Origin of the sequence: Actinosynnema sp. NPDC059797 (assembly GCF_042732085.1) — a bacterium.
In the GTDB taxonomy this organism is placed as follows: Bacteria; Actinomycetota; Actinomycetes; order Mycobacteriales; family Pseudonocardiaceae; genus Actinosynnema.
On sequence record NZ_JBHWIE010000009.1, the window covers coordinates 64,973 to 89,073 of the forward strand.

General features: G+C 71.3%; 29 protein-coding genes and 2 tRNA genes. 18 read left to right on the forward strand and 13 right to left on the reverse strand.

Annotation, left to right across the window (positions count from 1 at the left end; translation table 11 throughout):
• Positions 1-14 precede the first annotated feature (14 nt).
• Both ACFV4N_RS05255 and ACFV4N_RS05260 read right to left on the reverse strand, forming a co-directional pair.
• Positions 15-1,097, reverse strand: a complete 1,083-nt coding sequence (locus ACFV4N_RS05255; protein ID WP_499671234.1) for a lytic polysaccharide monooxygenase auxiliary activity family 9 protein — start codon at positions 1,095-1,097, stop codon at positions 15-17.
• Between the two features lie 631 nt (positions 1,098-1,728).
• Entirely contained in the window at positions 1,729-2,199 is a 471-nt protein-coding gene (locus ACFV4N_RS05260; protein WP_499671235.1) for a hypothetical protein, read from the reverse strand.
• Positions 2,200-2,729: 530 nt separating this feature from the next.
• Between ACFV4N_RS05260 and ACFV4N_RS05265 the strand changes: the two genes are divergently transcribed.
• Both ACFV4N_RS05265 and ACFV4N_RS05270 read left to right on the forward strand, forming a co-directional pair.
• Positions 2,730-3,485: a GntR family transcriptional regulator gene (locus ACFV4N_RS05265; RefSeq protein WP_499671236.1), complete on the forward strand. Its 756-nt coding sequence runs from the start codon at positions 2,730-2,732 to the stop codon at positions 3,483-3,485.
• Positions 3,486-3,622: 137 nt separating this feature from the next.
• Positions 3,623-3,955, forward strand: a complete 333-nt coding sequence (locus tag ACFV4N_RS05270; RefSeq protein WP_499671237.1) for a hypothetical protein — start codon at positions 3,623-3,625, stop codon at positions 3,953-3,955.
• 228 nt (positions 3,956-4,183) lie between these two features.
• Here the strand turns inward: ACFV4N_RS05270 and ACFV4N_RS05275 are convergent, their stop codons facing one another.
• Positions 4,184-4,423, reverse strand: coding sequence for a hypothetical protein (locus ACFV4N_RS05275; RefSeq protein WP_499671238.1), 240 nt, complete (start codon positions 4,421-4,423; stop codon positions 4,184-4,186).
• Between the two features lie 71 nt (positions 4,424-4,494).
• On the opposite strand from ACFV4N_RS05275, the gene ACFV4N_RS05280 reads away from it, so the two are divergent.
• The 12 genes from ACFV4N_RS05280 (at position 4,495) to ACFV4N_RS05335 (ending at position 11,809) form a co-directional block, all read left to right on the forward strand.
• Positions 4,495-4,797, forward strand: coding sequence for a hypothetical protein (locus tag ACFV4N_RS05280; protein ID WP_499671239.1), 303 nt, complete (start codon positions 4,495-4,497; stop codon positions 4,795-4,797).
• A gap of 132 nt (positions 4,798-4,929) precedes the next feature.
• Positions 4,930-5,205, forward strand: a complete 276-nt coding sequence (locus ACFV4N_RS05285) for a hypothetical protein (protein WP_499671240.1) — start codon at positions 4,930-4,932, stop codon at positions 5,203-5,205.
• A gap of 2 nt (positions 5,206-5,207) precedes the next feature.
• A complete protein-coding gene (locus tag ACFV4N_RS05290) occupies positions 5,208-5,393 on the forward strand; it encodes a hypothetical protein (RefSeq protein WP_499671241.1) in 186 nt (61 codons plus the stop codon).
• An 81-nt stretch (positions 5,394-5,474) separates the two neighbouring features.
• Complete coding sequence (locus tag ACFV4N_RS05295; RefSeq protein ID WP_499671242.1) at positions 5,475-6,830, forward strand: FtsK/SpoIIIE domain-containing protein; 1,356 nt, start codon at positions 5,475-5,477, stop codon at positions 6,828-6,830.
• Position 6,831: 1 nt separating this feature from the next.
• On the forward strand, positions 6,832-7,038 hold the full coding sequence (locus ACFV4N_RS05300; RefSeq protein ID WP_499671243.1) for a hypothetical protein: 207 nt from the start codon (positions 6,832-6,834) through the stop codon (positions 7,036-7,038).
• A gap of 4 nt (positions 7,039-7,042) precedes the next feature.
• Entirely contained in the window at positions 7,043-7,438 is a 396-nt protein-coding gene (locus ACFV4N_RS05305; RefSeq protein WP_499671244.1) for a hypothetical protein, read from the forward strand.
• Entirely contained in the window at positions 7,435-7,794 is a 360-nt protein-coding gene (locus ACFV4N_RS05310; protein WP_499671245.1) for a hypothetical protein, read from the forward strand. Before ACFV4N_RS05305 ends, ACFV4N_RS05310 begins: the two co-directional genes overlap by 4 nt.
• 58 nt (positions 7,795-7,852) lie before the next feature.
• Entirely contained in the window at positions 7,853-8,182 is a 330-nt protein-coding gene (locus tag ACFV4N_RS05315; protein ID WP_499671246.1) for a hypothetical protein, read from the forward strand.
• Between the two features lie 5 nt (positions 8,183-8,187).
• Positions 8,188-9,018 (forward strand): hypothetical protein, encoded by an 831-nt coding sequence (locus ACFV4N_RS05320; protein ID WP_499671247.1) that lies wholly within the window; start codon positions 8,188-8,190, stop codon positions 9,016-9,018.
• A gap of 99 nt (positions 9,019-9,117) precedes the next feature.
• Positions 9,118-10,458 carry a replication initiator gene (locus ACFV4N_RS05325; RefSeq protein ID WP_499671248.1) on the forward strand — a complete coding sequence of 447 codons (1,341 nt, stop codon included), beginning with the start codon at positions 9,118-9,120 and terminating at the stop codon, positions 10,456-10,458.
• Entirely contained in the window at positions 10,455-10,634 is a 180-nt protein-coding gene (locus tag ACFV4N_RS05330; RefSeq protein WP_499671249.1) for a helix-turn-helix transcriptional regulator, read from the forward strand. The genes ACFV4N_RS05325 and ACFV4N_RS05330 overlap by 4 nt, the downstream gene beginning before the upstream one ends.
• The gene (locus ACFV4N_RS05335) at positions 10,634-11,809 is read left to right on the forward strand and encodes a site-specific integrase (RefSeq protein WP_499671250.1); all 1,176 of its coding nucleotides are present in this window, start codon (positions 10,634-10,636) and stop codon (positions 11,807-11,809) included. The genes ACFV4N_RS05330 and ACFV4N_RS05335 overlap by 1 nt, the downstream gene beginning before the upstream one ends.
• A gap of 65 nt (positions 11,810-11,874) precedes the next feature.
• Here ACFV4N_RS05335 and ACFV4N_RS05340 read toward each other — a convergent pair.
• The 3 genes from ACFV4N_RS05340 to ACFV4N_RS05350 all read right to left on the reverse strand — a co-directional run bounded on the left by ACFV4N_RS05340 (position 11,875) and on the right by ACFV4N_RS05350 (position 13,113).
• Positions 11,875-11,952, reverse strand: a tRNA-Ile gene (locus tag ACFV4N_RS05340).
• An 85-nt stretch (positions 11,953-12,037) separates the two neighbouring features.
• Positions 12,038-12,922 (reverse strand): oxygenase MpaB family protein, encoded by an 885-nt coding sequence (locus ACFV4N_RS05345; protein ID WP_499671251.1) that lies wholly within the window; start codon positions 12,920-12,922, stop codon positions 12,038-12,040.
• A 119-nt stretch (positions 12,923-13,041) separates the two neighbouring features.
• Positions 13,042-13,113: transfer RNA gene (locus ACFV4N_RS05350), tRNA-Asn, on the reverse strand.
• Between the two features lie 134 nt (positions 13,114-13,247).
• Here ACFV4N_RS05350 and ACFV4N_RS05355 point away from each other — a divergent pair.
• The gene (locus ACFV4N_RS05355) at positions 13,248-13,520 is read left to right on the forward strand and encodes a hypothetical protein (protein WP_499671252.1); all 273 of its coding nucleotides are present in this window, start codon (positions 13,248-13,250) and stop codon (positions 13,518-13,520) included.
• A gap of 62 nt (positions 13,521-13,582) precedes the next feature.
• Here ACFV4N_RS05355 and ACFV4N_RS05360 read toward each other — a convergent pair whose 3' ends face one another.
• Genes ACFV4N_RS05360 through dnaG form a run of 3 tightly spaced genes read right to left on the reverse strand, consistent with a single transcriptional unit; the run spans position 13,583 to position 16,788 of the window.
• Positions 13,583-14,329, reverse strand: coding sequence for a trans-aconitate 2-methyltransferase (locus tag ACFV4N_RS05360; protein WP_499671267.1), 747 nt, complete (start codon positions 14,327-14,329; stop codon positions 13,583-13,585).
• 42 nt (positions 14,330-14,371) lie between these two features.
• Positions 14,372-14,899, reverse strand: a complete 528-nt coding sequence (locus ACFV4N_RS05365) for a hypothetical protein (RefSeq protein ID WP_499671253.1) — start codon at positions 14,897-14,899, stop codon at positions 14,372-14,374.
• The gene (dnaG, locus tag ACFV4N_RS05370) at positions 14,896-16,788 is read right to left on the reverse strand and encodes a DNA primase (protein WP_499671254.1); all 1,893 of its coding nucleotides are present in this window, start codon (positions 16,786-16,788) and stop codon (positions 14,896-14,898) included. Before dnaG ends, ACFV4N_RS05365 begins: the two co-directional genes overlap by 4 nt.
• Before the next feature lie 34 nt (positions 16,789-16,822).
• On the opposite strand from dnaG, the gene ACFV4N_RS05375 reads away from it, so the two are divergent.
• A complete protein-coding gene (locus ACFV4N_RS05375; RefSeq protein ID WP_499671255.1) occupies positions 16,823-17,725 on the forward strand; it encodes a sigma-70 family RNA polymerase sigma factor in 903 nt (300 codons plus the stop codon).
• A gap of 47 nt (positions 17,726-17,772) precedes the next feature.
• Here the strand turns inward: ACFV4N_RS05375 and ACFV4N_RS05380 are convergent, their stop codons facing one another.
• The 3 genes from ACFV4N_RS05380 to ACFV4N_RS05390 form a co-directional block, all read right to left on the reverse strand.
• Positions 17,773-18,339, reverse strand: a complete 567-nt coding sequence (locus tag ACFV4N_RS05380) for a carboxymuconolactone decarboxylase family protein (RefSeq protein ID WP_499671256.1) — start codon at positions 18,337-18,339, stop codon at positions 17,773-17,775.
• Between the two features lie 65 nt (positions 18,340-18,404).
• The gene (locus ACFV4N_RS05385; protein ID WP_499671257.1) at positions 18,405-19,451 is read right to left on the reverse strand and encodes a serpin family protein; all 1,047 of its coding nucleotides are present in this window, start codon (positions 19,449-19,451) and stop codon (positions 18,405-18,407) included.
• 201 nt (positions 19,452-19,652) lie between these two features.
• Entirely contained in the window at positions 19,653-20,915 is a 1,263-nt protein-coding gene (locus ACFV4N_RS05390; protein ID WP_499671258.1) for a deoxyguanosinetriphosphate triphosphohydrolase, read from the reverse strand.
• A 102-nt stretch (positions 20,916-21,017) separates the two neighbouring features.
• Here ACFV4N_RS05390 and ACFV4N_RS05395 point away from each other — a divergent pair, with 102 nt between their 5' ends.
• Entirely contained in the window at positions 21,018-22,481 is a 1,464-nt protein-coding gene (locus ACFV4N_RS05395) for an outer membrane protein assembly factor BamB family protein (RefSeq protein ID WP_499671259.1), read from the forward strand.
• A 23-nt stretch (positions 22,482-22,504) separates the two neighbouring features.
• On the opposite strand, the gene ACFV4N_RS05400 is transcribed toward ACFV4N_RS05395, so the two are convergent.
• The gene (locus ACFV4N_RS05400) at positions 22,505-23,143 is read right to left on the reverse strand and encodes a YdcF family protein (RefSeq protein ID WP_499671260.1); all 639 of its coding nucleotides are present in this window, start codon (positions 23,141-23,143) and stop codon (positions 22,505-22,507) included.
• A gap of 53 nt (positions 23,144-23,196) precedes the next feature.
• Here ACFV4N_RS05400 and ACFV4N_RS05405 point away from each other — a divergent pair, with 53 nt between their 5' ends.
• Positions 23,197-23,928 carry a Type 1 glutamine amidotransferase-like domain-containing protein gene (locus ACFV4N_RS05405; protein WP_499671261.1) on the forward strand — a complete coding sequence of 244 codons (732 nt, stop codon included), beginning with the start codon at positions 23,197-23,199 and terminating at the stop codon, positions 23,926-23,928.
• The last annotated feature ends 173 nt before the right edge of the window (positions 23,929-24,101 follow it).

Here is a 24,101-nt window from a genome sequence, read left to right on the forward strand (position 1 = left end):
GCGGGATCGACCGGTCAGGACGCGGTGCAGGTGAGGGTCGGGCTGCCGGCGGTCCCGGAGGCGACGAACCCGAAGGTGGCGGAGGCCCCGGCGCCGAGCGAGCCGTTGTAGCCGACGTTGCGGGCGGTGACGGCGCCGGCGTCGGTGGTGGCGGTGGCGCCCCAGATCGAGTTGATCCGCTCGCCGCCGGCGAAGGTCCAGCTCACCGCCCACCCGGAGACGGCCGCGGCACCGGCGGTCACGCGCACCTCGGCCTGGAAGCCGCCGGACCACTGGGCGGTGGTGCGGAAGGAGGCCGTGCAGTTCCGGGAGGGGATGTCGGTCGGGGTGGTGGGCGTGGTCGGGGTGGTGGGCGTGGTGGTGGGCTGGCCGCCGTCGGTGAAGTTGACGTCCGAGCAGAAGTAGTACGCCTGGTCCGCGTGGCTGGCCTGCCAGACGGTGAACAGCACGTGGTGGCCGGTCCGACCGGGCGCGTCCACCTCGACCGGCGTCCGGGTGCCGGTGGGGATCTTCCCGGTCTGGGCGACGAGTTCCAGGTCGCTCCACCGCAGGGCCTGGGTCTTGGGGTCGAAGCCCTGCCTGGTGGCGTAGACGCGGATGTAGTTGGCGCCGTGGGAGGACTGGTCGAGCAGGTTGAGGGTGAACCGGCTGGGCCGGTCGACGGTCTTCCAGGCGCCGGTCTTGTCGAAGGCGGCGTAGCGGCCGTTGAACGTCATGCCGCCGCTGCACAGCTGCCCGTCCGGGACGGCGGCCTGGTGGTCACCGCGGTCGCCGTCGCGCAGCAGGCCGTTCCAGTTGTACATCGCCCCGGGGTCGGCCAACCACGCCTGGTGGCACATGGGGTCTTCGGCGGCCATCTGCGGGGACGGGCCGTTGGGCCAGCGCTGGTAGCAGCCGTAGTGGCGCGCGGGCGGGTCGCTGACCGCGCCGTGGGCCGAGGCCGTGCCCGCGCCGAAGGTCACCAGCAGGGTCGTCAGCAATGCCAGGCAGGAGCCGACGGCCGCCGAGATCCGCCAGAAGGAGCCGGTCCGGGTCGGGACCCGGGTGGCCAGGGCGCTGCGAGATCCCCTGGCAGCGCTCCCGGATGGGTGCAGCATGGTTACCGCCCAATCTTCGTTGATCGACGATGTGACTTCCCGGTTCCCGCACGGGGCGGAACCGGTGGCGCGCCCCTCGAAGGCCCTGCCCAGCCCGTTCTGGGAGCGCTCCCAGCGCGACCAGTGTCAGCACGCCGAACACCTCGGGCATCCGCCATTCAGGTATGTGTCGCACAAGTCGGCCGGCCGGCCCGAAGGCGTTGCGACCGACCCGCCGCGACGCCGGCGGCCGTCCGGCGTCTTGCGCAAGCTTGCGAAACGTGCCGCACCCCGGAACCCGCTCAGGACCTCCGCCCGGTGCGCGGAAGCAGCGGCCGGGAGGTGGCTGATGCGCCGGAGGCGGACGCGGGGTTCCTGCGCGAAAGGTGTGGTCCGGGTGTGGCAACGACCATGGGCGACTCATCTCGCCACCACACCTGACCAGATGAAACGGTAGGGCGGGTGGGGTTCGAACCCACGACCTGACGGATTGTTGGCCGTCTCCTCCGTCGTCTGCTGCCCCCTGCCAGCACCAGCCATCACCAGCGCGCTTAGCATCCGCGAACGACCACTGTGGATCGTGCTTCGTGGTCGCCTGCCGTCGTTTTGTGGGGCAAAAGTGTGGCGTGGATCTTGACCCGCCAGACTCAAACTATACAATTTTCCTTAGATGCGCCTCGATTTCTCTGATACGCCTCCACTTAGTGCGCATTTCCTCGATTTCGTCATCTGCCCAAATTTTTACCAAGTAATCTTTTTCCCTTCCTATTGCCTGTCCCCAAATTTGAGACAGAAAACTTCCAAAACCAAACAACGAACCTACAACCAGGGCAATGCCCAACGCTCTATTGCTCACCCAAAAAACCGTAATTAGTACACCCGAAATACCGGCCATCAAGTGCCACGCGAAAAACAACCAAGCCAGACCCTGGCTACTAATAGGGCGACTAATCCTAAATCTGCCTAATGAAATCTTCCAGCTATGCACTTGTCGTTGATAACCACGAAATTCGCGCAACAAGTTAACGCGCTCCTCAAGCAATTGATTAATCTCGCGCTCACTCTCATCATGATCATTGAATTCCGCGCTTATCAAGCTTCCTCCTGGTTGCGCCACCAACACTTACCACCGTTGCAGCAAGGTAAGCACAGCAGAACCGCACGTCTTTTGCAATTGAGGGTTTCGTGTCATCCCGCCGACCTGGCTCGCCCCAACCACGCGTGTCAAGGGGGCACCTTCCGTCCATATAGGACCGTTGGGCTGGAAGCGCCCCCTTGACGCGTGTGGTTGCCCTCGGGGAGGTCGGCGGGATGACACGAAACCCGACCCACGCTGGTAGCCGAGCTGGCGGTGCCCTCCCGGTCATCCTGCTGGCCTGCCCGTCCGGCGAGGACATGCTTTTGCTCTTGCGGCGGCTGCCGGGGCCGGGCGCGCCTCCGGCCGCCGGCGGGCCAGGGTGGCGGAGCCGGGCCCCTGGCCCTGCCGAGCGGCCAAGGCTGAGCGGCGCGAGCGGCCCCGGCAGGGGCCGCCTTGATGAAGAAAAGAAACTCTGAACACACCGGTGTGACTTGGTCAGGGCCGCTGCATGGCCGCAACGTTGACGGGGTAGCTTAGGAGCTGTACAGAACTACCGCCAGTAGAGGAGGTGGCCCGTGGGCGACGGTGCGGCCCGTGTGGGCTACCGGGAGATCGCTGATGAGCTGCGCCAGGAGATCGACTCCGGGCAGCTCAAGCCTGGCGCGAAGGTTCCGGGCGAGAACGACTTGATGGCCAAGTACGGCGTGGAGCAGCCCACCGCGCGCCGTGCGCTGGACGTCTTGAAGAACGAGGGCCTGGTGGTCGCCAAGCGCGGCTCGGGCACGTTCGTCCGCGAGTTCCGCCCCATCAGGAGGGTGTCCCCTGACCGCCTCAAGACGGTCGTGTGGGGCGCCGGTCGTTCGATCTGGAGTGCGGATCTCGGCGTTCGCCCCATGGACCAGGGCACGGAGGTCACGACCGAACCCGCACCTCCGATCGTCGCGCACGTCCTCGAAGTCGATGAGGGCACTGCGGTTGTCGTGAGGCGTCGCCACTTCGCCGTGGAGGACAAGCCCGTCCAGCTCGCCACGTCCTACTACCCGGCGCACTTGGTCGAAGGCTCCCCCATCACCCAGCCGAACACCGGCGAGGGCGGCTCGTACGCGAGGCTCGGGGACCTGGGGTACAAGCCAGTCCGGTTCAGGGAAGAGCTGCGAACCAGGATGCCCCGCGAGCACGAGCGGCAGACCTTGGACCTGGCACAGGGAACGCCGGTCATCGAGATCGTTCGAACCGCCTACACCAGCGAAGACCTTCCGGTGGAGGTCAACCTCATGGTGTTGGACGGCGCGTCATACGTACTGGAGTACAAGTTCACGGCTGACGACTAGGGCTCGACCTGGTCACAGGGCGTTGCTTCCTCGCAACGCCCTGTTTGCTTTCGCAACCTCTGTACAGATTCCGCTTGCAGTTCGGTACAGAACTATGGTTATCTGTTGTCAGCAAGTTCTGTACAGAGGAGGTAGACATGCGCAACATCCCCGTCCTGCTCACGGCGTACCGGCTCATGGTCGTGGAGGAGCCTGCCCTGAAGATGCGGGAGAAGGACGGTCAGACGGAGGTCGCGACGGATAACGACGGGGCGTCGCTGTTCACCGTGACGCTGCATGTCAAGGCCAAGGGGGAGAAGGGCGAGGAGATCAGGGTGACCCTGATGTCGGACCCGGGTGATGGGTTCGAGTACGGAGACCAGGTCGAGATGGTCGACCCGACGGTGTCGCCGTACAGCTTCAAGAACGCCAAGGGAGAGACGGTGTCCGGCCTGGCGTGGCGGGCGGCCGGTCTGAAGCCGCTGGGCTGATCATCCGTCCCCCTGTCCGCTTTCGAGAATCGGGCTCCTGTGGCCACGTGAACCGCCTCGGTGAGCCGAGGCAGGCAGTGGCGCCGCACAGCAGGGGTGTCCGTTTGTTCTTTGAGAATTCCACAGTGGATAGACCCATGCCTAAAACTGCGGAACATCTTTCGAGATGTTCGGCGGTGCCAGGGTTGCACACTGCGTTCCTGGCACCTGCCGTGCGTCTCGATGACACTAGTCCTTGCTGATGATGATTCGGACGCGGGTTCCGTACTCGGCAGCTATCTCGTAGAGCCGGTTGATCGTATCGACCGGGAGGGCGTTCCTGTCGATTTCGATTGTCCAGGTTCCGGCGTTCTTGTGGAAGGTTGCGCCGTCGAGGGCTTTCACGGCTTCTTTTTGTTCATCCCATCGGGGGTTGTCCATGGAGGCGAGTTTGACCCTGATCAGGTCCATGTGTTCATCCGTGTCCATGGAGTGATCTTGCCATGTGGTGCGCGCGTAAGCATGGTCCGCATGGGTGTTGGTCCGACTTTGGAGGAAGTATGGGTGGCTTGGAAAAGGATGCGATGACGTCTGCGGAGGCCCGCGAGGTGGTGGAGAACTCGACACCGTTTTGGTACGGCGGTGATCCTCAGACGATCATCGCGTTCACGGTGCACCCCGAGGGTGTGTCGTTGTCGTTGACGTGCTTCGCCACGGACGAGCAGATGTGCACGTTGATCACCTGGGGCGAGATGGACGTGATCGCGGCCGATGTGCCCAGGATCGTGGCGTCGGGCACAGCCTCGCGTGAGGCGGGTCGCCCGATCTACGTCGGACACCCTGGCGTACAGCGCGGCAAGTGACACGAGCAGTGCACCACGGGTCAGCGCATGCCGCTCCGTGACTGTTCACCGGGCTCATGGCTGTAGCTAATCGCTATCCACATTCTCAGTCGTTATGACTTTTGGCTTTTTGACCAAACTGGAGGTGTTCGTGTGACCGGAATTGTTAAGGGCGTGTTGAACTCCCGTGCGATCAGGAAGTACGGGGAGTTCATCGGTGCGATGGACATGGTGGAGGAGGCGTTCCGTGCGGTCGACGCGGTGATCGAGCTGGTGGACGACGGCGCGGCCGAGGGCGGTGGTTGGACGACTCCGTCCCAAGACGAGCTGAAGGCGTTGCGGCGCAGGGCGTTCGAGGCGTTGGACGCCGTGCGGGTGAAGGCGAAGAAGCACGAGGGCGACTTGGTGTCGCGGGAGTGGGCGGTGTGATCGTGAGCTACCGCGTGGAGAGCGCTACGGACGAGTTGGAAGCCGCGATGTTGCACCTGCGGAAGACGCTGCGCGGGGTTCCGGTGGACATGCCGGGGTTCAGGGCGTCGTACGACAAGGCGCGCAAGGCGGCGGGTGAGTTGTTGGTGGCGTTGACCGATTCGAAGTCGAAGGTCCGCGACGACTGACTCTGATCACGGTTATTGGCGGGGCCGGTTCCGATGTTGTGTCGGGACCGGCCTTTGCCGTCTGCGGGGAAAGGAGGGGTGATGTTGAGCTATTCGAACAGGCGGATGGGTGTGGAGTGGCGGGCGGCGTTGTGGGCTGCTCGTCACCCGGTCATGGTGTTGACGCCGGGTGCGGTGTCGGCCTCGGCGGTGGAGTTCGGGCCGGTTCCGACCGGGGTGTTCCTGGGTGCGGCGGCCGTGGGTGTGGGGGCTTGGTACCGGGCGCACCCGGACAGCTTTGACGCGGTGGCCGCGCCGAGGTTGCGGGCGTTGCGGCGGCGTTGGTTGTCCCGCTACGCCGGGCACCGTTGGCGGGACGTGCTGCTGGACTGCGAGTTGGCTCCGATGCACCGCAAGACGGGCCTGCCCAGGGTGCCGCGTGTGGTGCGGGTGCGGTCGTTCTCGCCTTCGGTGGACACGGTGTTCGTGCGGCTGGTGTCGGGGCAGACGGTGCGCCAGTGGGAGGCCAAGACGGAGGAGCTTGCGGTCGCGCTGAACGCGGAGCGGGTCGGGGTGGAGAAGGTCAAGCCCCAGGTGGTCGGCGTGATCGTGCAGCGGCGGGAGTCGTTCACCGAGGTGATCGATGCCCCGGAGATGCCGTGGGATTCCGACGCGGTGGACCTGGGGGCGGTGTACCTGGGTGAGACCGAGTACGGGCAGGACTGGTGTGAGCCGCTGGCGGGTCAGCACTGGTTCGGCGCGGGTGCCACGGGCGCGGGCAAGGGCTCGTTGGTGTGGTCGGCGCTGCGGTCGGTCGCCCCGCTGATCCGTGACGGCCTGGTGCGGCTGTGGGTGCTGGACCCCAAGCGGATGGAGCTGGTCAAGTCCGAGCGGATCGCGCACCGCTACGCGGCCGAACCCGAGGACTGCCTGGCGACGGTTGAGGAGTTCGTGGCCGATCTGGAGGCCACCGAGCGGCGGTTGGCGTCCGAGGGGCGGCGCAAGTTCGCGGTGTCGCGGGAGACCCCGTTGAACCTGCTGGTGCTCGACGAGCTGGGCGCGCTGCTCGGCTGGGGTGACCACGCCCGCGCTATGCGCAAGCTGCTGTCCTACGTCGGCACCCAGGGGCGGGCGACCGGGCATTCGATGCTGGGGTTCGTCCAGGAGCCGACCAAGGACGTGGTGCCGGTCCGGGACCTGTTCACGGTGCGGATGTGCCTGCGGGTGACCTCGGCCGGTCACGTGGACATGACCTTGGGGGACGGGGCGCGGCTGCGCGGTGCGCTGGCCGACGAGATCCCCAACGACCCGGCGACGGCGGGCATCGGGTACGTGCTGCGGCAGAAGTCCCGTCTGCCGATGCGCGTGCGTGCGTCCTACGTGGACGACTCGGAGATCGATGAGTTGGTCGAGTTCGTGAGCATCGGCCGCCCCGGCGGTCTGAAGGTGGTGGCCTGAGATGTGGCGCTTCGGATTCGCGATGTGGGCCGGTTGGCAGATGGTCCGGTGGGGCGCGGTGTGCGCGCTGGTGCTGTGGCTGATCTACCTGTGGCAGGGCCTCAACGGGGTGTTCCTGCTGGCTCTGCTGGCCGCGATCGGGGGCCTGGCGGGGCTGCGGGTGACGCTGCGCAACCTCTACCGACGCGAGTTGACGGATCGGCGGTGACCCGATGGCGAGCCGAGAAGCCTCCGGACAGCTCGACCTGTTCGCGACCTCTGCCGACAAGCCCGAGGCTGCTCCGCCGGTGGAGCAGGGCAGGCCCGCCGGGTTCGGCGGCACCCCGGACCTGGTGGTGGAGGTGCTCGACGACATCCACGACGGCCGGATCGGTCGCCTGGACAGCAACGACCGGGTGGTGCGCCTGGACGGTGACGGCCACTGCCGCCACGCCGAAGATGACGTGACCGCCGTGGTGGAGTCGCTGATCGACCAGCGCTACGCCGCTGACGGCGAGTTCACCTCCCAACTGCACGGCGTGATCCGCCGGAACGTCAACACGGTCAAGCTGACCAACTCCGGTCACAAGATTCGGACCCGCTGGTTCCACCTGCGGGGTGTGCGGTGACGGCAAACCGGTTGCCGGACGGGCGTGACGGCTCGTTCTCCGGGTGGTCACGTGAACAACTCCTGGTCGCGGTGGACGTGCTGGACGCGGCACGATCGGAAATCCTGTACGTGCCGACGAATTCCGCGTCCGGCCCGGGTTGGCTGTTGTGGTCCAGCGGCGAGGTTGTGGGCCTCGGCGCTTTGGAATCGGAGACGGTGCGGGTCTTCCTCGAACACGACGTTCTCGGTCGGGAATCCGGCTTCATGCTGTTAGACGAGGCAGACAGCCTGGTGGAGGTAGACCGTGTGATCACGGTGCCGGTCACCGCCGACGTCATCGACCATCTGGACTCGATCCTGCACGACCGAAGGTGAGCCATTGCGGGCCGATGAGCCCGAGGAAATCGAATAGCGGAGAAAGGAGGCATCGCTGATGCCCGAGATCGAAAGTCAGTGGACACCGCCGGACTGGATGAAGGCGGACGTGGACAAGCTGCTCCGCATGGCCATCGCCGACCGGCTCCACACCCGTGGGGGCGACCTGACCGGGTCGTGGGGATGGTTCCGGGACCACGCCGAGCGGGCGCGACCGGCCACCGACGAGGAGTCGGAGGTGCTCTGGATCCTGGAGGAGCGCGGCTACCTGGTTGCGGGCTTGTCGTGCGTGTTGGTCGACGAGTCCGGCGAGCTGTTCCGGGCCGACCGCGTGGAGATCACCCCGTCCGGGCGGGAGCTGTTCGAGCGGCTCAACCCGAAGAGGTGAAACCGTTGCGGGCCAACGACTCCGACGAGATCGACGTTCAGACCGGGGTCACCAGGCGGGTCGTGGGCCTGCGGCACAGGCTTGCCGAGTCCAAGCAGCTCCGGGGCCTGGTGGACGATCCCGACTTGGTGGCGGTGCGGATTGAGTCCCAGCGGCGGCTGATCACGCGCGGCATGTGGTTCTTCCTCGCCCTCGGGCTCGGGTTCACCACCGCCGGGGTTCAGGACTTCCTGGCCGGTCACCGGCCGCTGTCCGACCCGCTGTGGTGGGCGGCGTGGCTGGCCGAACCGATGCTGGCGGGCATCCTGATCATGCTGCTGGTGTTCGAGTCCGAAGTTCTTCACCGGGGTGTGCCGGTGGACAGCAAGTGGGTGGAGTGGCTCAAGCGCATCCTGCTCGGCTCGACGCTGTTCATGAACGTCTACCCCACGGTCGCGGTGCGCCCCGGTGAGCGGTTCGAGGTCGGCAACCTGGCCATTCACGTGATGGTGCCGGTCGTGGTGTTCGGTGTCGCCGAGGTCATGCCGGTGATCCAACAGCGGATGAACCAGGCGATCACCGACGCCTACCGGGCCGCGAGCACCACCGCACCACCACCGACTCCGGCCCCCGCCCCGGCCGCTCCTCGGCCGGTCCCGGCCGCGCTGGTCACCGGTACCCGGCTCAAGCTGCCGGACCCGATCCGGGAGGCGGTCCGGGCCAAGGCCGACCAGGTGGCCGCCGAGGGTCGCGCGTTGACCGCCGACGACGTGCGCCAGGCGGTGCGCGTCCCTGCCGATCTGGCCGACCGCATCGCCGCGGAGCACGCGGCCCACAACGGGCACGCCTTCACCTGATCCACGGCAGGCATCCCCTGACCTGCCCTCATGAGCGGGACACGGCTTCCTCCCCTGGGCCGTGTCCCGCTCCTCGTCCTGCTCGAAAGGAGGTACCGCGTGGTCTCCACGCTCGAAGAACGCATCGCCCACCGGCTGCGCCGGGCCGACTACCGAGACTGGCGCGACAAGGTCACCGGCACCGGTGGCTGTGCCCAGCCCATCCGGATGACCGGTGGCTGGCAGGTCCAGGACGCCGCGACCGGTGGCCTGCTGGACTGGCACGGCGGGGACGTGTTCATCCCCTGCGGCAACCGCCGTGAGTCGGTGTGCCCGTCGTGCTCGGACCGGTACGCGGCCGACGCCTACCACCTGATGCACGCGGGCCTGGCTGGCGGCTCCAAGGGCGTCCCGGTCTCGGTGACCGACAAGCCCCGGGTGTTCGCCACGCTGACCGCGCCGTCGTTCGGGGCGGTGCACAACCGGCGCACCACCCACCGCGGCAAGGTCCTGCCGTGCGCGTGCGGCACCTGGCACCACCCGGCCGACCCCGCCATCGGCACCCCGCTCGACCCCGACACCTACGACTACGTCGGCGCGGTGCTGTGGCAGGCCAACGCCGGTGAGCTGTGGCACCGGTTCGTGACCGCGCTCAAGCGCGAGCTGATGAAGGCGGTCGGGCTGCCGGTCCGGGCGTTCAAGGACCACGCCCGGTTGTCCTACGCCAAGGTCGCGGAGTACCAGCGGCGCGGCCTGGTCCACTTCCACGCCGTGATCCGCCTCGACGGACCCGAGGGACCCGCCGACCCCACCCCGGCGTGGGCCTCGGCGGAGCTGCTCGAAGCCGCCATCACCGGCGCCGCCCGCTCCGTCGCCCTGGACCAGGCGCTCCCGGACGGCACGGTGACCACGCTGCGCTGGGGCTCCCAGATCGACGTGCGCCACATCCGCCCGACCAGTGCCGACGAGGTCGAAGAGGACGGCGAGATCAGCGAGACCCGGCTGGCCGGCTACGTCGCGAAGTACGCCACCAAGGGCACCGGCAAGAGCGAAGCGGCGGACCGGCCGATCCGCTCCCAACTCGACATCGACCACCTGAGGGTCCACGACCACCACCGACGCATGATCCAAACCGCGTGGGACCTCGGGGACCTGGAGCACCTGGCCAAGCTCAACCTGCGCCGCTGGGCGCACATGCTGGCCTTCCGGGGCCACTTCCTGTCCAAGTCCCGCGCCTACTCGACCACCTTCAAGGCCATCCGGGGCGAACGCCGCGCGTTCCGCACCGCCGAGATGCTCGGCCAGCTCGGCCACGACCCCGGCGCGGTCCTGCTGGTCAACCACTGGGACTACGTGGGCACCGGCTACGCCGACGACGCGGAACGCGAACTGGCCCTGGCTATCGCCGAACGCACCCGTGAGCAGCGCAAACGCAAGTACGAACAGGAGGCATCGGCATGAGCAAGCTCTGGGGGATGAAGGAGGTCGCCGACTTCCTGGGCGTCCCGATCAACACGCTCTACCAGTGGCGGACCCGCAACTACGGACCGCCCGGCAAGCGCATCGGCAAGTACGTGCGGTTCGTGCCCGACCAGGTCATGGCGTGGGTGGAGTCCCTGCCGGACGGGACGGCCTGATGGCGCGTCCGCCCCTGCCGGTCGGCACCTTCGGCAAGATCCAGACCTATCCGGACCGGTCGGGGTGGCGGGCCCGGGCGAACTTCCGCGACCACGACGGCGTCACGCGGCCGGTGGAGCGACGGGGACGGACCAGGACGGCGGCGGTGCGGGCGCTCAAGGAGGCGCTGCGGGACCGGATCACCCCGTCCGAGTCGGGCGGCATCACCCCGGACACGCGGTTCCGGGAAGCTGCCGAACTGTGGTTGGCGGAGTTCCAACGGGCGGTCGACGCGGGCCGCCGCTCCCCCACCTCCAAGGAGACCTACGAGAACCGGCTCCACAACCTGGTGCTGCCCGCCATCGGTGGTCTGCGGGTGCGGGAGCTGACCGTGCCGCGGCTCGGTCGGGTGGTGGCGGCGGCGCAGGACCGGCACAGCCCGCACACCGCCAAGACGGTGCGGACGATCCTGTCCGGCGTCTGCGGCCTGGCCGTGCGGCACGGCGCGCTGGCGTCCAACCCGGTGCGGGACGTGGCCCCGCTGGAGGGACGCAAGAAGCGGGCCCGTGCGCTGACGCTGGACGAGCTGGCCGACCTGCTGGACAAGCTCGACAGCGACGAGGTGGCGGCGCGTCACGACCTGCCGGACCTGGCCCGGTGGTACGCGGGCACGGGTGAGCGGACCGGGGAGGGCCTGGCGGTGCACTGGCACCACCTCGACCTGAACGCCGGCACGGTCGACTGGGGCGGCGGGCTGATCCGCGTCAGGGGCCAGGGCCAGCGGATCAACCTCGGCAAGACCGACGTGTCCGAGCGGGCCCTGCCGCTGTCGGCCTGGCTGGTCGACGTGCTCCGGGAGCGGCGGGTGAAGCTGGCCGAACGCTTCGGGGTCGACCCGGCGGACCTTCGGGGGCCGGTGTTCCCCAACTCGCTCGGCGGGCTCCGGGACAAGCACAACACCCTGGCCCGGTGGCGGGAGTTCCGGGACCGGGCGGGCTACCCGTGGGTGACCTTCCGGACGTTCCGCCGGTCGGTGGCGACCATCCTGGACGAAGCCGGGTTGAGCGCCCGGCAGATCGCGGACCAGCTCGGCCACTCCAAGGTGTCGACCACCCAGGACGTCTACATGGCCCGCCGGGTGACCAGTCGGAAGGCGGCCGACGCGCTGGAGGCGGTTAAGGGGTACCGGCCGTAAAGCGTGGCAAAGGGGTGGCGGTGATCTTGGAGCCGGGTACCGCCACCACCTCTGACCAGCCAAGGTGGTAGGGCGGGTGGGGTTCGAACCCACGACCTGACGGATTATGAGTCCGCTGCTCTGACCGGCTGAGCTACCGCCCCCTGACGTGCGGTTCTGGAGGGTACAGATCAGGTTCCGGCGCGTCTCGGCAACCCGGCACGGCGTGACCAAGCTGTGCACTGCGGGCTACGGTGCCCCGATGTCGGACGGCCGGTAGCCGGTCGGGTAGTTCGGGTACGTGCGGTTCCCGCGGCTGGTCAGGCTGGGTTCCCGGCGGGGCGGGAGGAGGCGGACGGCGTGCGCCCGCAGTCGCAGGGCGCGCCGCGCCAGGGCGGTCAGCCACGCCGGTTGGGGCGGGAAGCCGAAGGCCGACAGCATCCGCTCGTCGAGCATGGCCAGGACCGCGCGGGCCGTCAGGGGCTTCGGGACGGGGTACCAGGAGCAGAACAGGTCGAGGGTGTACCGGCCGATCCTGCGGTTGGTGTCGCTGTAGGCGAAGCGCTCGGCCTCGTAGGCCTCCTTGAAGTCCCTGAACGCCTCGTAGGTCCCCGGCACCTCCTTGATCCCCATCCGCGCCCCCACGGCCCGGTAGAAGTGGAACGCGGCCAGGCGCTCGTGGTCGGTCAACGGCCGCCAGCCGTACTCGGTGATCCACTCGATCGGGTCGTACACGAACGTGGACAGCACGTACCGCATGTCGTCGTTGGCGATCGGGTAGCGCCCGTGCAGGCGGTTGACCACGCGCAGCGCCTCCTTGCCCCGCGGCGAGTCGTACCCGTGTTCCACCAGCTCGGCCATGAGCAGCGCGGTGTCGTCGTAGCGCCGCTGGGGGCGCTTCTCGAACTCGCCGGTCCGGGCGAGCAGGGCCGAGATCGACGGCACGCAGTACGTCCGGAACAAGGCGAACTCCAGCGCCCGCACGTAGTCCCACGGGAACTCGTGGCCCGACGACAGGCGCATGATCTCCACGTGGTCGCGCTCGGGGTCCAGCGACGTGATCCGGCGGCGGATGGCGAAGCGGTCCCAGCGATCGGGGCGGTACGACCGGTCCTGGGCGGAGGAGAGGGCCATGGGGTCAGCCTGCCGGAAGAAACCGGCCCCAGGAGGGTGACGAACGGGTGATCGGCGGGTACCCCCACCCCATGAAACGACGAAACCCCAGGTCCACGAGACCTGGGGCTGACATCGCGCTCCCCCAACTGGATTCGAACCAGTAACCCTTCGATTAACAGTCGAATGCTCTGCCGTTGAGCTATGGGGGATTGTTCGGTTGTGCGCCGGGCCTCTCGGCCCGACAGGACACAACTATAGAGCATCCGGAAGAGTGCTCGTGCACACCCCCCTCCCAACCGGGTAAGCAGGGGCGTGACCAGGCACGACGGGAGGAGAGGACCTGATGAAGGGCATCCTGTTCGGCGCGGCGGTCGGCTACGTGCTCGGCGCGCGCGCCGGCCGCCACAGGTACGACCAGATCGCGCGGGTGTACCGCTCGCTGGCCGAGCACCCGGCGGTCCAGGGCGCGGCCGGGGTCGTGCGGGCCAAGGTGGGCGAGAAGACCGGTTTCGGCCGGCGGGCGACGCGGACGCCCGGGACGACGGGGGCGGCGGGGACCGCCGGCGCCGGCACCAACGGCTACCGGCGCGACCCGGTCATCCCGCGGACCAACTGAGAACACCGGAAGACCCGGCCGCCCCCTCATGCCGCGAGGGGGCGGCCGGGTCGTGCCCGGGCTCAGGGCACCCGCGCCACCGCGAACACCCGGCGGAACGGGAACCACGTCGTGCCGTCCGCCCGCGGCGGGTAGGCGTCCCGCAGGCGGGGCGCCAGCGCGGCCCGGAACTCCTCCCACCCGGCGTCGTCCAGTGCGGCGCGGACGGGCCGCAGCGCCGTCCCGGTGATCCACTCCAGCACGGCGTCCTCCCCCTCCAGCCGCTGGAGGTACGTGGTCTCCCACGCGTCCACAGCGGCCCCGGACAGCACCTCCGCGTACCCGGAGGGGTCCAGCACCGGCGACTCGCGCAGCAGCCCCCTCAGGTCCGGCCAACGCTCGTCCACCAGCTCGCGCACCAGCCGGTGCGACGGCCCGGCGAAGTTCCCCGGCACCTGCACCGCCAGCCACGCGCCCGACGGCAGCGCGCGCACCCACCCGCGCAGCAGCTCCTCGTGCCCCGGCACCCACTGGAGCACCGCGTTGGACACCACCACGTCGACGTCGGGGCCGGGCCGCCACGAGGCCACGTCGCCCACCCGCGCGTCCACGCCGCGCGCCCGCGCCGCCGCCACCATCTCCGGTGACGAGTCCAGGGCCTCCACCACCGCCGAGGGCCACCGCTGGGCCAGCGCCGCCGTCAGGTTCCCCGGACCGCACCCGAGGTCCACCACCCGGCGCGGCGAGGTCGCGCCGACCCTCGCCAGCAGCTCGTGGAACGGTCGCGACCGGTGGTCGGCGAACGCCAGGTACCGGGCCGGATCCCACATGCGCACCCCCTAACAGTACAAGCGTACTGCTAGAGTACGCCGCTAGGGCTCGGCCCGCAGCGCCGCGATCTTGGCGGCCACCGACGCCGCGATCTCCCGCAGCGCCTCCACGTCCGCGTCCGGGTCCGGCCGCACCTGGAGCACCACGCCGTCGCGCCCGGTCACCTTCCGCTGGAGGAACCACGCCCCCGGCGACTCGTGCCGGTGCCGCGACTTGATCGACCCCGTGACCCGCTCGTGCACGACCTGGGGCACCTTGCCCGGCGACTCCAGCGGGAACCTCAGCGGCACCAGGTCGCGCAGCACGACCGCCTCGCCCGCCGCGCCGTCCTCGACCGCCTCGACGACCGAGAGCACGTTCCCGCTCCACGTCGCCTTGCTGACCAGGTGCCACCCGACCCGGCGCGGCCCGGCGCCGTCGACGCCCGGCAGCCACAGCCCGTGCGTGGTCGCGACCAGCCACGACGACCCCGCCGGCGCGGACGCCAGCACGTTCTCGTCCGCCTCCAGCGCGCCGGCGAACCCCTTGGGCGCGCCCGACCCGAACAGCCTCCGCAGCAGTTCCCTCACAGCCCGCCCACCGCCTGCTCGCCCAGCGCCTTGTGGTACTCCTCCAGCGCGACGAGGTCGCCGAACAGGTGCCGGTACTCGTCGGGCTCCTCGATCGGCGAGACCCGCCGCAGCCGCGACTTGATGTCCGCGATCTGCTTGGCCACCAGCGCCTTCTGCAGCCCCGCCAGCACGCTCTGCACGTACCGGTACTCGTCGTTGGTCTTCACCCGCAGCGGCTCGACCGACAGCTCGGTCAGCAGCGACCGCACCGACTGGTGCGGGCAGCACTGCGACACCGCCTCGAAGTACTGCGGGCCGGCCAGCCCGGCGGACGCGCCGCCCGCCTTGCGGATGCCCTGGTGCAGCTCCAGGTAGGCCGGGTTGGTGAACGCCTCGTCGGGCACCGAGTCGTAGTACGGGCCCGCCATCTCCGGCAGCTGGAGCGCCGCCTTGACCGCCTCCCGCTCCGACAGCAGCGCCGGGTCGCGCGGGTTGGGCCTGGTCGGGCCGTCCACGTCCACCGGCAGCGCGCCCTGGTCCGGGTCGACCGGGCGGCGCCGCGCGGGTGCGGGCGCCTTGCCGTTGGCGGTCTCCCGGACCCGCCGGACCACGGCGGCCTCGTCCTCCCAGCCCACCCACCACGCCAGGCGCGTGGCGTAGCCGTCGCGCTTGGCGCGGTCCTTGATCTGGGCCACGAACGGGACCATGGCCTTGAGCGCCTCGACCCGGCCGTCCACCGAGTCCAGGTCGTAGTCCCTGAGCCTGGTGCGGATGGCGAACTCGAACAGCGGCGTGCGCCTGGCCACCAGGTCCCGCACGGCCACGTCGCCCTTGGCCTGCCGCAGCTCGCACGGGTCCATGCCGTCCGGCGCGACCGCGATGTAGGTCTGCGCGGTGAACTGCTGCTCGCCCTCGAACGCCTTGAGCGCCGCCTTCTGCCCCGCCGAGTCGCCGTCGAAGGTGAAGATCACCTCGCCGTTGAGCGAGTCGTCGATGAGCAGGCGCCGCAGCACGTTCATGTGGTCGCCGCCGAACGCCGTGCCGCAGGACGCCACCGCGGTGGGCACGCCCGCCAGGTGCATGGCCATCACGTCGGTGTAGCCCTCGACCACCACGGCCTGCCGCCGCTTGGCGATCTCCCGCTTGGCCTGGTCCAGCCCGAACAGCACCTGCGACTTCTTGTAGATCACGCTCTCGCTGGTGTTCAGGTACTTGGCCTGGATCGGGTCGTCGTCGAAGATCCGGCGCGCGCCGAACCCGACCACGTCGCCGCCGAGGTCCTTGATCGGCCACAGCAGCCGCCGGTGGAACCGGTCGATCGGCCCCTGGCGGCCCTCCTTGGTCAGCTGGGCCTTGATCAGCTCGGTCAGCTCGAAACCGCGGCCGAGCAGGTGCTTGGTGAGCCGGTCCCAACCGGCGGGCGCGAAGCCGCAGCCGAACTGGCGGGCGGCGTTCTCGTCGAAGCCGCGCTCCGCCAGGAACTCGCGCGCGGGCATGGCCTCGGGCGTGGCGAGCTGCTCGGCGTAGAACTCGGCGGCGGCCCGGTGCGCCTCGATGAGCCTGCTGCGGGTGCCGCGGTCGCGCTGGATCGTCGCGCCGCCGCCCTCGTAGGTGAGCTGGATGCCCGCCCGGTCGGCCAGCCGCTCGACCGCCTCGACGAACCCGAGGTGCTCGATCTTCATCACGAACGCGATGACGTCGCCGCCCTCACCGCAGCCGAAGCAGTGGAACGTGCCGTGGGACGGGCGCACGTTGAACGACGGCGACTTCTCGTCGTGGAACGGGCACAGGCCCTTCAGCGCGCCGCCACCGGCCCGACGCAGCGACACGTGGTCTCCCACGACGTCGTCGATCCGGCTCCGGTCACGCACCAACGCGATGTCGCTCTCCCGGATGCGTCCTGCCACAGCAGCCGAGTCTAGTGCTGGTTGACTGGAGGTCATGACCGCCGCCGAGCAGACCCTGGTCACCACGTTCACCAGCCACCGGTCGCACCTGGTCGGCGTGGCCTACCGCCTCACCGGCAGCGTCGCGGACGCCGAGGACGCGGTGCAGGAGGCGTGGCTGCGGCTCGCCGGGCTCGGCGACCCGGGCCGCGCCGGCATCCGGGACCTGCGGGCCTGGCTGACCACGGTGGTGGGCCGGATCTGCCTGGACCGGCTGCGGTCGGCGGCCGTGCGCCGCGAGCGGTACGTCGGCCAGTGGCTACCCGAGCCGCTGGTCACCTCCGGCGAGGACGACCCGCTGGACGCGGTGGTGCGCGACGACGGCGTGCGGATGGCGGCGCTGGTGGTGCTGGACCGGCTCCCGCCCGAGCAGCGGGTGGCGTTCGTGCTGCACGACGCGTTCGGCGTGCCGTTCGCGGAGATCGCCGACGTGCTGGGCGTGGAGGTCGCGACAGCCCGCCAGTTCGCCTCTCGTGGCAGGCGGGCCGTCGCCGAGGCCGACCCGCCGCCCCGGGTCGCCCTGGACGAGCAGCGCGAGGTGCTGGAGCGGTTCGTGGCGGCGCTGGCGGCCGGCGACGTGGACGCGGTGGTCGGCCTGCTGCACCCGGACGTGGCGGTCGTGGGCGACGGCGGCGGCAAGGCCAGGACCGCGATCAACGTCGTCGCCGGGCGCGAGAAGGCGGCGCGCTTCCTGCTGGGCCTGGTGCGCAAGTACGGCGGGGACGTGACGACCTCGGGCCGGCTCGCGCTGGTCAACGGCGACCTGGGCGTGCTGTTCGCCTCCCGGCCCGACCTCGACGCGCGGGTGAGCACGCTCGTGCTGCGCGACGGCCTGGTCGTCGGCGTCTACGACGTGGTGAACCCCGACAAGCTGCGCCACGTGCGCTTCGAGGGCTGACCCGGCCCCTGCCGCCCCCCGGTGCCGTCACCGGGGGGCGGCGGTGGTCAGGGCAGGGGCACCCGGCACGCCTCGCCCGAGGTGAAGCCCTGGTCGACGATGCCCAGCGCCGAGTTGAACCGGGCCCGGTGGTTCTCCAGCGCGATCAGGTAGGTCAGCTCGACCACCCCAGCGCGCCCGAGCCGCCGCTCCAGCCCGGCCACCTGCTCGTCGGTGACGGCGGTGGGCGTGGCGGTCATCGCGTCGACGTAGGCCAGCGCCAGCTTCTCCACCTCGGTGTACCGGTCGGAGGTGGCGTAGTCGTGGACCTCCTTGAGCCGGTCGACGTCCAACCCCTCGTGCTTGATCAGCATGGTGCCGAAGTCCACGCACCACGAGCAGCCGAGCCTGACCGCCGTGGCGTAGACGACCAGTTCGCGCAGCGACACCGGCAGCACCCCGGCCGCCTTCTCCACGGCCAGTTCGTGCCGGGCGCCCGCCATCATCAGCCTCGGGTGGTTCGCGGTCACGGCCACCGGCTCGGGCACCGCGCCGAACTTCCGCCTGCTGATCCGGTAGGCGAGCTTGACCAGCGGGTTCGCCCGCGCGGTCGGGACGACCGGGATCCTGGGCACGTCTTCCTCCTCGTTCCACCGACATCGACACCCGGTGGACGAGGCGGCGCGGTGGAACGTGACGGCTACGGCCTGGCGACCTGGGCGAGGAAGTAGATCGCGCCCGTGGTCGCGTGCCGGACCAGCAGCAGGTACGGGCGGTCGACCCGGACCACGCGGGCGGGCTCGTCCGGGACGAACGAGGTCAGCCGCATGACCACGGCGGTCGCGGCGGCGCCCTCGAAGCCCTGCTCGTCCAGCCGCAGCACGGCCTCGTGGACCACGTCGTCCACGCGCAGCCGGGGGTCGGGGCTCAGGCCGCCCAGGTCGGCCTCGCGGGTGAACAGGGTCCGCACGCCCACCTCGCGCAGCGCGTCGGCCAGCGAGGCGTTCACGTCGAGGTCGAGCTTGGGCAGGTGCAGTTCGACGCGGTCGTGCTCCAGCGCGCCCAGCACCTCGGGCACGCCGCCCGTGCCGCCCAGCTCGTCGTCGGGCAGCAGCACGACCGCCTCCACGCCGCCGCGCGCGGGCACGCCCACGGCCTGCCACCCGGCGCGCCGGGCGTAGCGCATCCGGCCCGTGCGGCGCATGGTCGGCACTTCGCCCGCGCCCCGGAAGGGCTGGTCGGAGGTGTCGTGCCCGGGGAACTCCTCGGCCCAGGCGCACTTCAGGTACAGCGCGTTGACCAGGGTGGCGGCGGTGTCGGGCTTGATCGAGCCGGGGGACAGCAGCTCGGGGACCAGCCCGCGGGTGGTGTCGGCCACGTCGGCGTTGATCAGCTCGCGCGAGCCCTCGGGGTCGCGGCCGAACGGCGCGGAGCGGGCCTTGGCGCCGGGCCAGTCCGCGAGGTCGGCCAGGAAGCCGTCCTCCAGCGGCAGCTCGTCGGCGGCCCACAGGGTGTTGGCCACGGCGAACTCGGCGTCGCCCTCGACCAGGGAGCCCTTGACCAGCTCGGCGTGGTCCTCGCCGAGCAGGCCCACCAGCTCGGCCCGGGTCGTGCCGCGGGCGGCGCGGGCGGTCATGCCCAGGGCGCTCGCCACCGAGTACGGGGACCAGCAGGCGTTCTGCGTGCGATCGGGCGCGACGGCGTCGTGCAGGGTGAGGGCGAACGTCAGGTGCGCTCGATCGGGCACGGGGTCTCCTCGCTGGTGATCGGGTCTTCCGGCGGGGGGCGCTCCCCCGCGCCGCCGCTCGGGCCGAGCGGCCGTGGTCGGCGTGGTTCGCGCACCCCGGCGGAACCGTCGTCGGGATCGTCGTCCCGGCCGCGGTACGCCGTCTCCCGAGCGACGCGCACCGCCTTCCGCCCTCGTCCGCCCACGCGGTCGAGTGTGGCACTACTCACGTCGCCCCGTCGGGCCGTTCAGCGCCCGGTGCCACCCCACGGCCTGGGCGTCGGTCAGGGTGGCGACCTGGTCGACCACCACCCGCAGCCGCTGCGCGTCGTCCCCCGCCGCGGCCCACGCGGGGTGGAACGCGGGGTCCAGCGAGTCCGGCGCGCGGCGCAGCAGCAGGTCCACCAGCTCGGCGACCAGCTCCCGCTGGCGGGCCTGCATGGCCAGCCGGGACGGGTCGCTCATCACGTACCGCAGCGCGACCGCCTTGAGCAGCGCCACCTCGGCCTGCGCGCGCGGCGGCACGACCAGGTCGGCCTGGTAGCGGGACAGCGGGCCGTCGCCGTGCTCGCGCCGGGTGCCGCCGACGGCCGCCGAGGCGAACCGGCCGACCAGTTCGCTGGTCAGGCGCTTGAGGGCGACCTGGGCGCGCAGCGAGCCGTCGTACTCGGCCAGGTCGGCGATCACCGGCAGCCGCATCAGCTCGGCGGCCGTGGCCTCCAGGGTGGAGACCGGCTCGTCGCAGAAGTGCTTGGCGGCCAGCTCGGCGATCGCGGCCCGCTCGGCCGGGTCGCCCAGCGCGGCCAGCCGGATGCGGTGCGCCAGCACGCCGTCCTCCACGTCGTGCACGGAGTAGGCCACGTCGTCGGCCCAGTCCATGACCTGGGCCTCCAGGCACCGCCGGTGGTCGGGCGCGCCCTCGCGGAGCCAGGTGAACACCGGCAGGTCGTCGTCGTAGGCGCCGAACTTCACCACGCCGGGCCGCCGCGGCCACGGGTACTTGGTGGCGGCGTCGAGGCACGCGCGGGTGAGGTTGAGGCCGTGCTCGGTCTTGGGCTCCAGGCGGGTCAGGATGCGCAGGGTCTGGGCGTTGCCCTCGAAACCGCCGCACGGGCCGGCCAGCCCGTCGAGCGCGCGCTCCCCGTTGTGCCCGAACGGCGGGTGGCCGATGTCGTGCGCGAGGCCCGCCGTGTCCACGAGGTCGGGGTCGCAGCCCAGCTCCTCGCCGATGCCGCGCCCGATCTGCGCCACCTCCAGCGAGTGCGTGAGCCTGGTGCGCGGCACACCGGTCACCTCGGCGCCCTCGTTGGGCCCCACGACCTGGGTCTTGCCCGCCAGCCGGCGCAGGGCCGCCGAGTGCAGCACCCGCGCCCGGTCCCGGGAGAACGGCGAGCGGCGCTCCGGTCGGGCCCCCGGCAGCACGGCCTGCTTGGGCTCCTCCTCGACCAGCCGCGCCGCGTCGTGCTCGGTGTAGCCCTGGCGCATTCGCCCAGAGTAGGCGAGCGCCGGCCGCGTCACCCGTTCGCGAGGACCCGACCGGGAACGGGCGGCGCGGTCGCCGCGTCGGTGGGACGGGGGGTGGGGCCGGTGGTCGGGGTGGTGCTCGCGGTGGTCGGCGCGGTGTGCGCCGGGGTGTCGGCGGCGGTGGGCGGCGGGGTGCCGCGGGAGGCGGCCGCGTGGGAGGTCGCCGGGGTGGCCGGGGTGGTCCTGGCGGCGCTGCCCGCGGTGCTCGGCACGCGGTTCCGCACGCCGGTGGCGGCGCTCGCGGCGGCGTTCGCGGCGTACCTGCTGGTGGACGACACCCGGTCCGGGATCGCGGACCCGTCGTCCGCGCTGCTGCTCGTGGGCGCCGCGGCGGTCCTGGTCGGCGCGGCGGTCAGGCGGGAGCCGTGGCCGCGACCCGTGGCCGCGGCGGCGGTCGCGGTCGTCCTGGCGGCCGGGTTCGGCGCGGTGGTCGGGCACCGGGCGCTGGTGGTCCGCGGTGGGACCGCCGGTGCGGTGCGGCCGGCGGCGGTGGCCGACCGGCCGGTCGGCCAGCCGTGGCGGTGGACCGCGCCCGCGTCGGTCGAGTTCGCGGTCGTGGCGGGCGCCGGCCTGGTCGTCGGCACCGGGGACGGGGAACTCGTCGCCCTGGGGCCCGACGGCGGACCCCGGTGGCGGTACGCCCGGCCCTTCGCGTCGCTCGCGGCGTTGTCGGCCGCACCGGACGGCGCGCTGGTGGTGGCGGCGTTCCGGGGCGGCGGCTCGCACGACCGGACCGGGGTGCTCGGGGTGCTGCTGGACGCCGTGACCGGCGAGGTGCTGCGGGAGTGGGCGACGCCCTGGCCCGGCGAGCCCACCTCGAACGCGCTGGTCGTCCCCGAGCCGCGCGACCACCGCGTGCGCGCCGAGGACCCGCGCACCGGCGGTCACCTGTGGACCTGGACCGCCCCGGACGGGTGCGCGACGCCGCACGAGCCGGAGGTCGGCGCGGACGTGGTGCTGGTCGGCCTGGTCTGCCCCGGCTCCGCGGCGGTGGTGGCGCTGGACGACCGCGACGGCGCGGAGCGGTGGCGGCACCGGGTCTCCCCCGAGGCGGTCACCGGGCCGCGGGTGGCGGTGCTGCCCGGTGGCTCGGGCGTGGCGGTCACCGCGATCGGCTCCCCCGCCGCCGTGCTGCGCACGCGCGACGGCGAGCCGGTGGTGGAGTCGCCCCGCCGGTACGACCCGTCCGACGCGGGCCCGGTCGCGCTGTCGTGGGAGGAGGCCGGCGACCGGTGGCGGGTCACCGGCGTCGACCCCGGGAGCGGCGCGGTGCACCCGCCGGTGGAGCTGCCGTGCGGCGGCCGGGTGCCCGCCGCCACCACCCGGAGCACGCTGGTGTGGCTCTGCCCGGCCCCCGGCGGCGCGGAGCTGATGTGGCAGGGGTGGGGCGCGTCGACCGCGGACCGGCGCGCGCTGGCCGGGTGGGGGCCGGCGACCGACCACCGCGTCGACGTGCTGCCCGCGCCGGGCTTCCTCGCCCTCGTCGGGCGCGACGACCGGGTGGTGGTCGGCTACCCGGCGGGCTGAGGCCAGAGGCCAGAGGTCAGAGGTCAGAGCAGGATGCCGTCGAACGCGCCCGCCGGCGCCTTCATCAGGTGGTAGTACAGCAGGCCGCCGGTCTCGCGGCGGATGTAGAAGAGCTGGGTGGCGCGGGTCTGCACGTTCGGGCCGCTGCGCGTGGGCGAGGTCCAGGCGTCCAGCCCCTCGTCCTCGGCCATGGTGCGGGCGCGCAGCGAGTGCCACGGGTCGCTCACGATCACGGCCGTGCGCAACGACTTCTCCCGCGCGGCGGCGGCCACGGCGCGGATGCTGCCCAGCGTGTCGGTGCCCTCGCCGACCTCCAGGATGCGGTCGGGCGGCACGTCGTGGGCCTCCAGCCAGATCCGGCCGGCCTCGCCCTCGGTGTAGTTGTCGCCCGGCTGCCGCCCGCCCGTGGTGGCGATGTAGCCGACCACGCCCTGCCGGTAGAGCCGCCGGGCGTGTTCCAGGCGGGCCTCCAGGACGTCGGAGGGCACGCCGTTGTACTGCGCGGCGCCGAGCACCACGGCCATGTCGGCGTGCGTGCGGTCGTCCTCCCGGGCGACCTGCCAGACGCGGAACGCGGTGCCGCCGACGACGAGGAACCCCACGACGAGGGTGCCGAGGACGATGCGGGTCACCAGCCTGCGGAGCCACGGCAGGAACGTCACGCGGTCGATGATTCCACACCCGCTCCGAGGCCGGCGCTGCCAGGATCGCGCTCATGGCAGCAGACCAGCCCACCATCCTGGCGACCTCCGGCGGCTTCCGCGCGGGCCGCCGCACCGACCTGGAGTTCCACAAGCTCGCCCACCACGCCGTCGACCTGTCCGGCGTGCACGGCCGCAAGCCCCGGCTCTGCTACGTCGGCACGGCGTGGGGCGACCAGCGGTGGTGGCACGCGAACGTCGACGAGGCGGGCCGGTTGGCCGGGTGGGAGGTGTCGCACCTCAACCTGTTCCCCATGCCGCCCACCGACGACCTCCGGGGCTGGGTCGGCGAGCACGACGTGGTGTGGGTGGGCGGCGGCTCCGTGGCCAACCTGCTGGCCGTGTGGGCGGTGCACGGCCTCGGCGACGTGCTGCGGGCGGCGTGGCTGGACGGGGTCGTGCTGGGCGGCGTGTCGGCGGGGTCGATCTGCTGGTTCGCCGGCGGCGCCACGGACTCGTTCGGCCCGGAGCTGCGCGTGGTGACCAACGGCCTGGGCTTCCTGCCCTACGGCAACGGCGTGCACTACGACAGCGAGGCCCTGCGGCGGCCGACGATCCACGAGGCGGTCGCGTCCGGCGTGCTGCCGGAGACGCACTGCACCGACGACGGCGCCGGGCTCGTCTACCGGGGGACGGAGCTGGTGGAGGCGGTGTCCGAACGGGCCGGCGGAGGGGCCTACGTGGTCGTACGTGACGAGTCTTCAGGAACCTCACAGGAGGAATCGCTCGACATCAGGCGGTTGTGAAACGGACCTTTGACGCGTGGGAAGACGTGGTCGGGTGGCGGTGATCGCCCTGGTGGGCGCGGTGCTGGCGGGCTGCGGCACGAGCGCGGCGCCGGTCGCCCCCGCCACGTCGGCCACGTCGGCCACGTCGGACACGTCGACCACCCCGGCCGCGCCCGAGACCCCGCGCGCGG

What these genes read in the sequence shown, in the direction of transcription:
- ACFV4N_RS05295 (WP_499671242.1), top strand. Translation starts at nt 5,475, where the DNA reads ATGTTGAGCTATTCGAACAGGCGGATGGGTGTGGAGTGGCGGGCGGCG.
- ACFV4N_RS05255 (WP_499671234.1), bottom strand. Translation starts at nt 1,097, where the DNA reads ATGCTGCACCCATCCGGGAGCGCTGCCAGGGGATCTCGCAGCGCCCTG.
- ACFV4N_RS05355 (WP_499671252.1), top strand. Translation starts at nt 13,248, where the DNA reads ATGAAGGGCATCCTGTTCGGCGCGGCGGTCGGCTACGTGCTCGGCGCG.
- ACFV4N_RS05275 (WP_499671238.1), bottom strand. Translation starts at nt 4,423, where the DNA reads ATGGACACGGATGAACACATGGACCTGATCAGGGTCAAACTCGCCTCC.
- ACFV4N_RS05300 (WP_499671243.1), top strand. Translation starts at nt 6,832, where the DNA reads ATGTGGCGCTTCGGATTCGCGATGTGGGCCGGTTGGCAGATGGTCCGG.
- ACFV4N_RS05405 (WP_499671261.1), top strand. Translation starts at nt 23,197, where the DNA reads ATGGCAGCAGACCAGCCCACCATCCTGGCGACCTCCGGCGGCTTCCGC.
- ACFV4N_RS05375 (WP_499671255.1), top strand. Translation starts at nt 16,823, where the DNA reads ATGACCGCCGCCGAGCAGACCCTGGTCACCACGTTCACCAGCCACCGG.
- ACFV4N_RS05270 (WP_499671237.1), top strand. Translation starts at nt 3,623, where the DNA reads ATGCGCAACATCCCCGTCCTGCTCACGGCGTACCGGCTCATGGTCGTG.
- ACFV4N_RS05280 (WP_499671239.1), top strand. Translation starts at nt 4,495, where the DNA reads ATGGGTGGCTTGGAAAAGGATGCGATGACGTCTGCGGAGGCCCGCGAG.
- ACFV4N_RS05315 (WP_499671246.1), top strand. Translation starts at nt 7,853, where the DNA reads ATGCCCGAGATCGAAAGTCAGTGGACACCGCCGGACTGGATGAAGGCG.
- ACFV4N_RS05345 (WP_499671251.1), bottom strand. Translation starts at nt 12,922, where the DNA reads ATGGCCCTCTCCTCCGCCCAGGACCGGTCGTACCGCCCCGATCGCTGG.
- ACFV4N_RS05390 (WP_499671258.1), bottom strand. Translation starts at nt 20,915, where the DNA reads ATGCGCCAGGGCTACACCGAGCACGACGCGGCGCGGCTGGTCGAGGAG.
- ACFV4N_RS05330 (WP_499671249.1), top strand. Translation starts at nt 10,455, where the DNA reads ATGAGCAAGCTCTGGGGGATGAAGGAGGTCGCCGACTTCCTGGGCGTC.
- ACFV4N_RS05335 (WP_499671250.1), top strand. Translation starts at nt 10,634, where the DNA reads ATGGCGCGTCCGCCCCTGCCGGTCGGCACCTTCGGCAAGATCCAGACC.
- ACFV4N_RS05305 (WP_499671244.1), top strand. Translation starts at nt 7,043, where the DNA reads ATGGCGAGCCGAGAAGCCTCCGGACAGCTCGACCTGTTCGCGACCTCT.
- ACFV4N_RS05360 (WP_499671267.1), bottom strand. Translation starts at nt 14,329, where the DNA reads ATGTGGGATCCGGCCCGGTACCTGGCGTTCGCCGACCACCGGTCGCGA.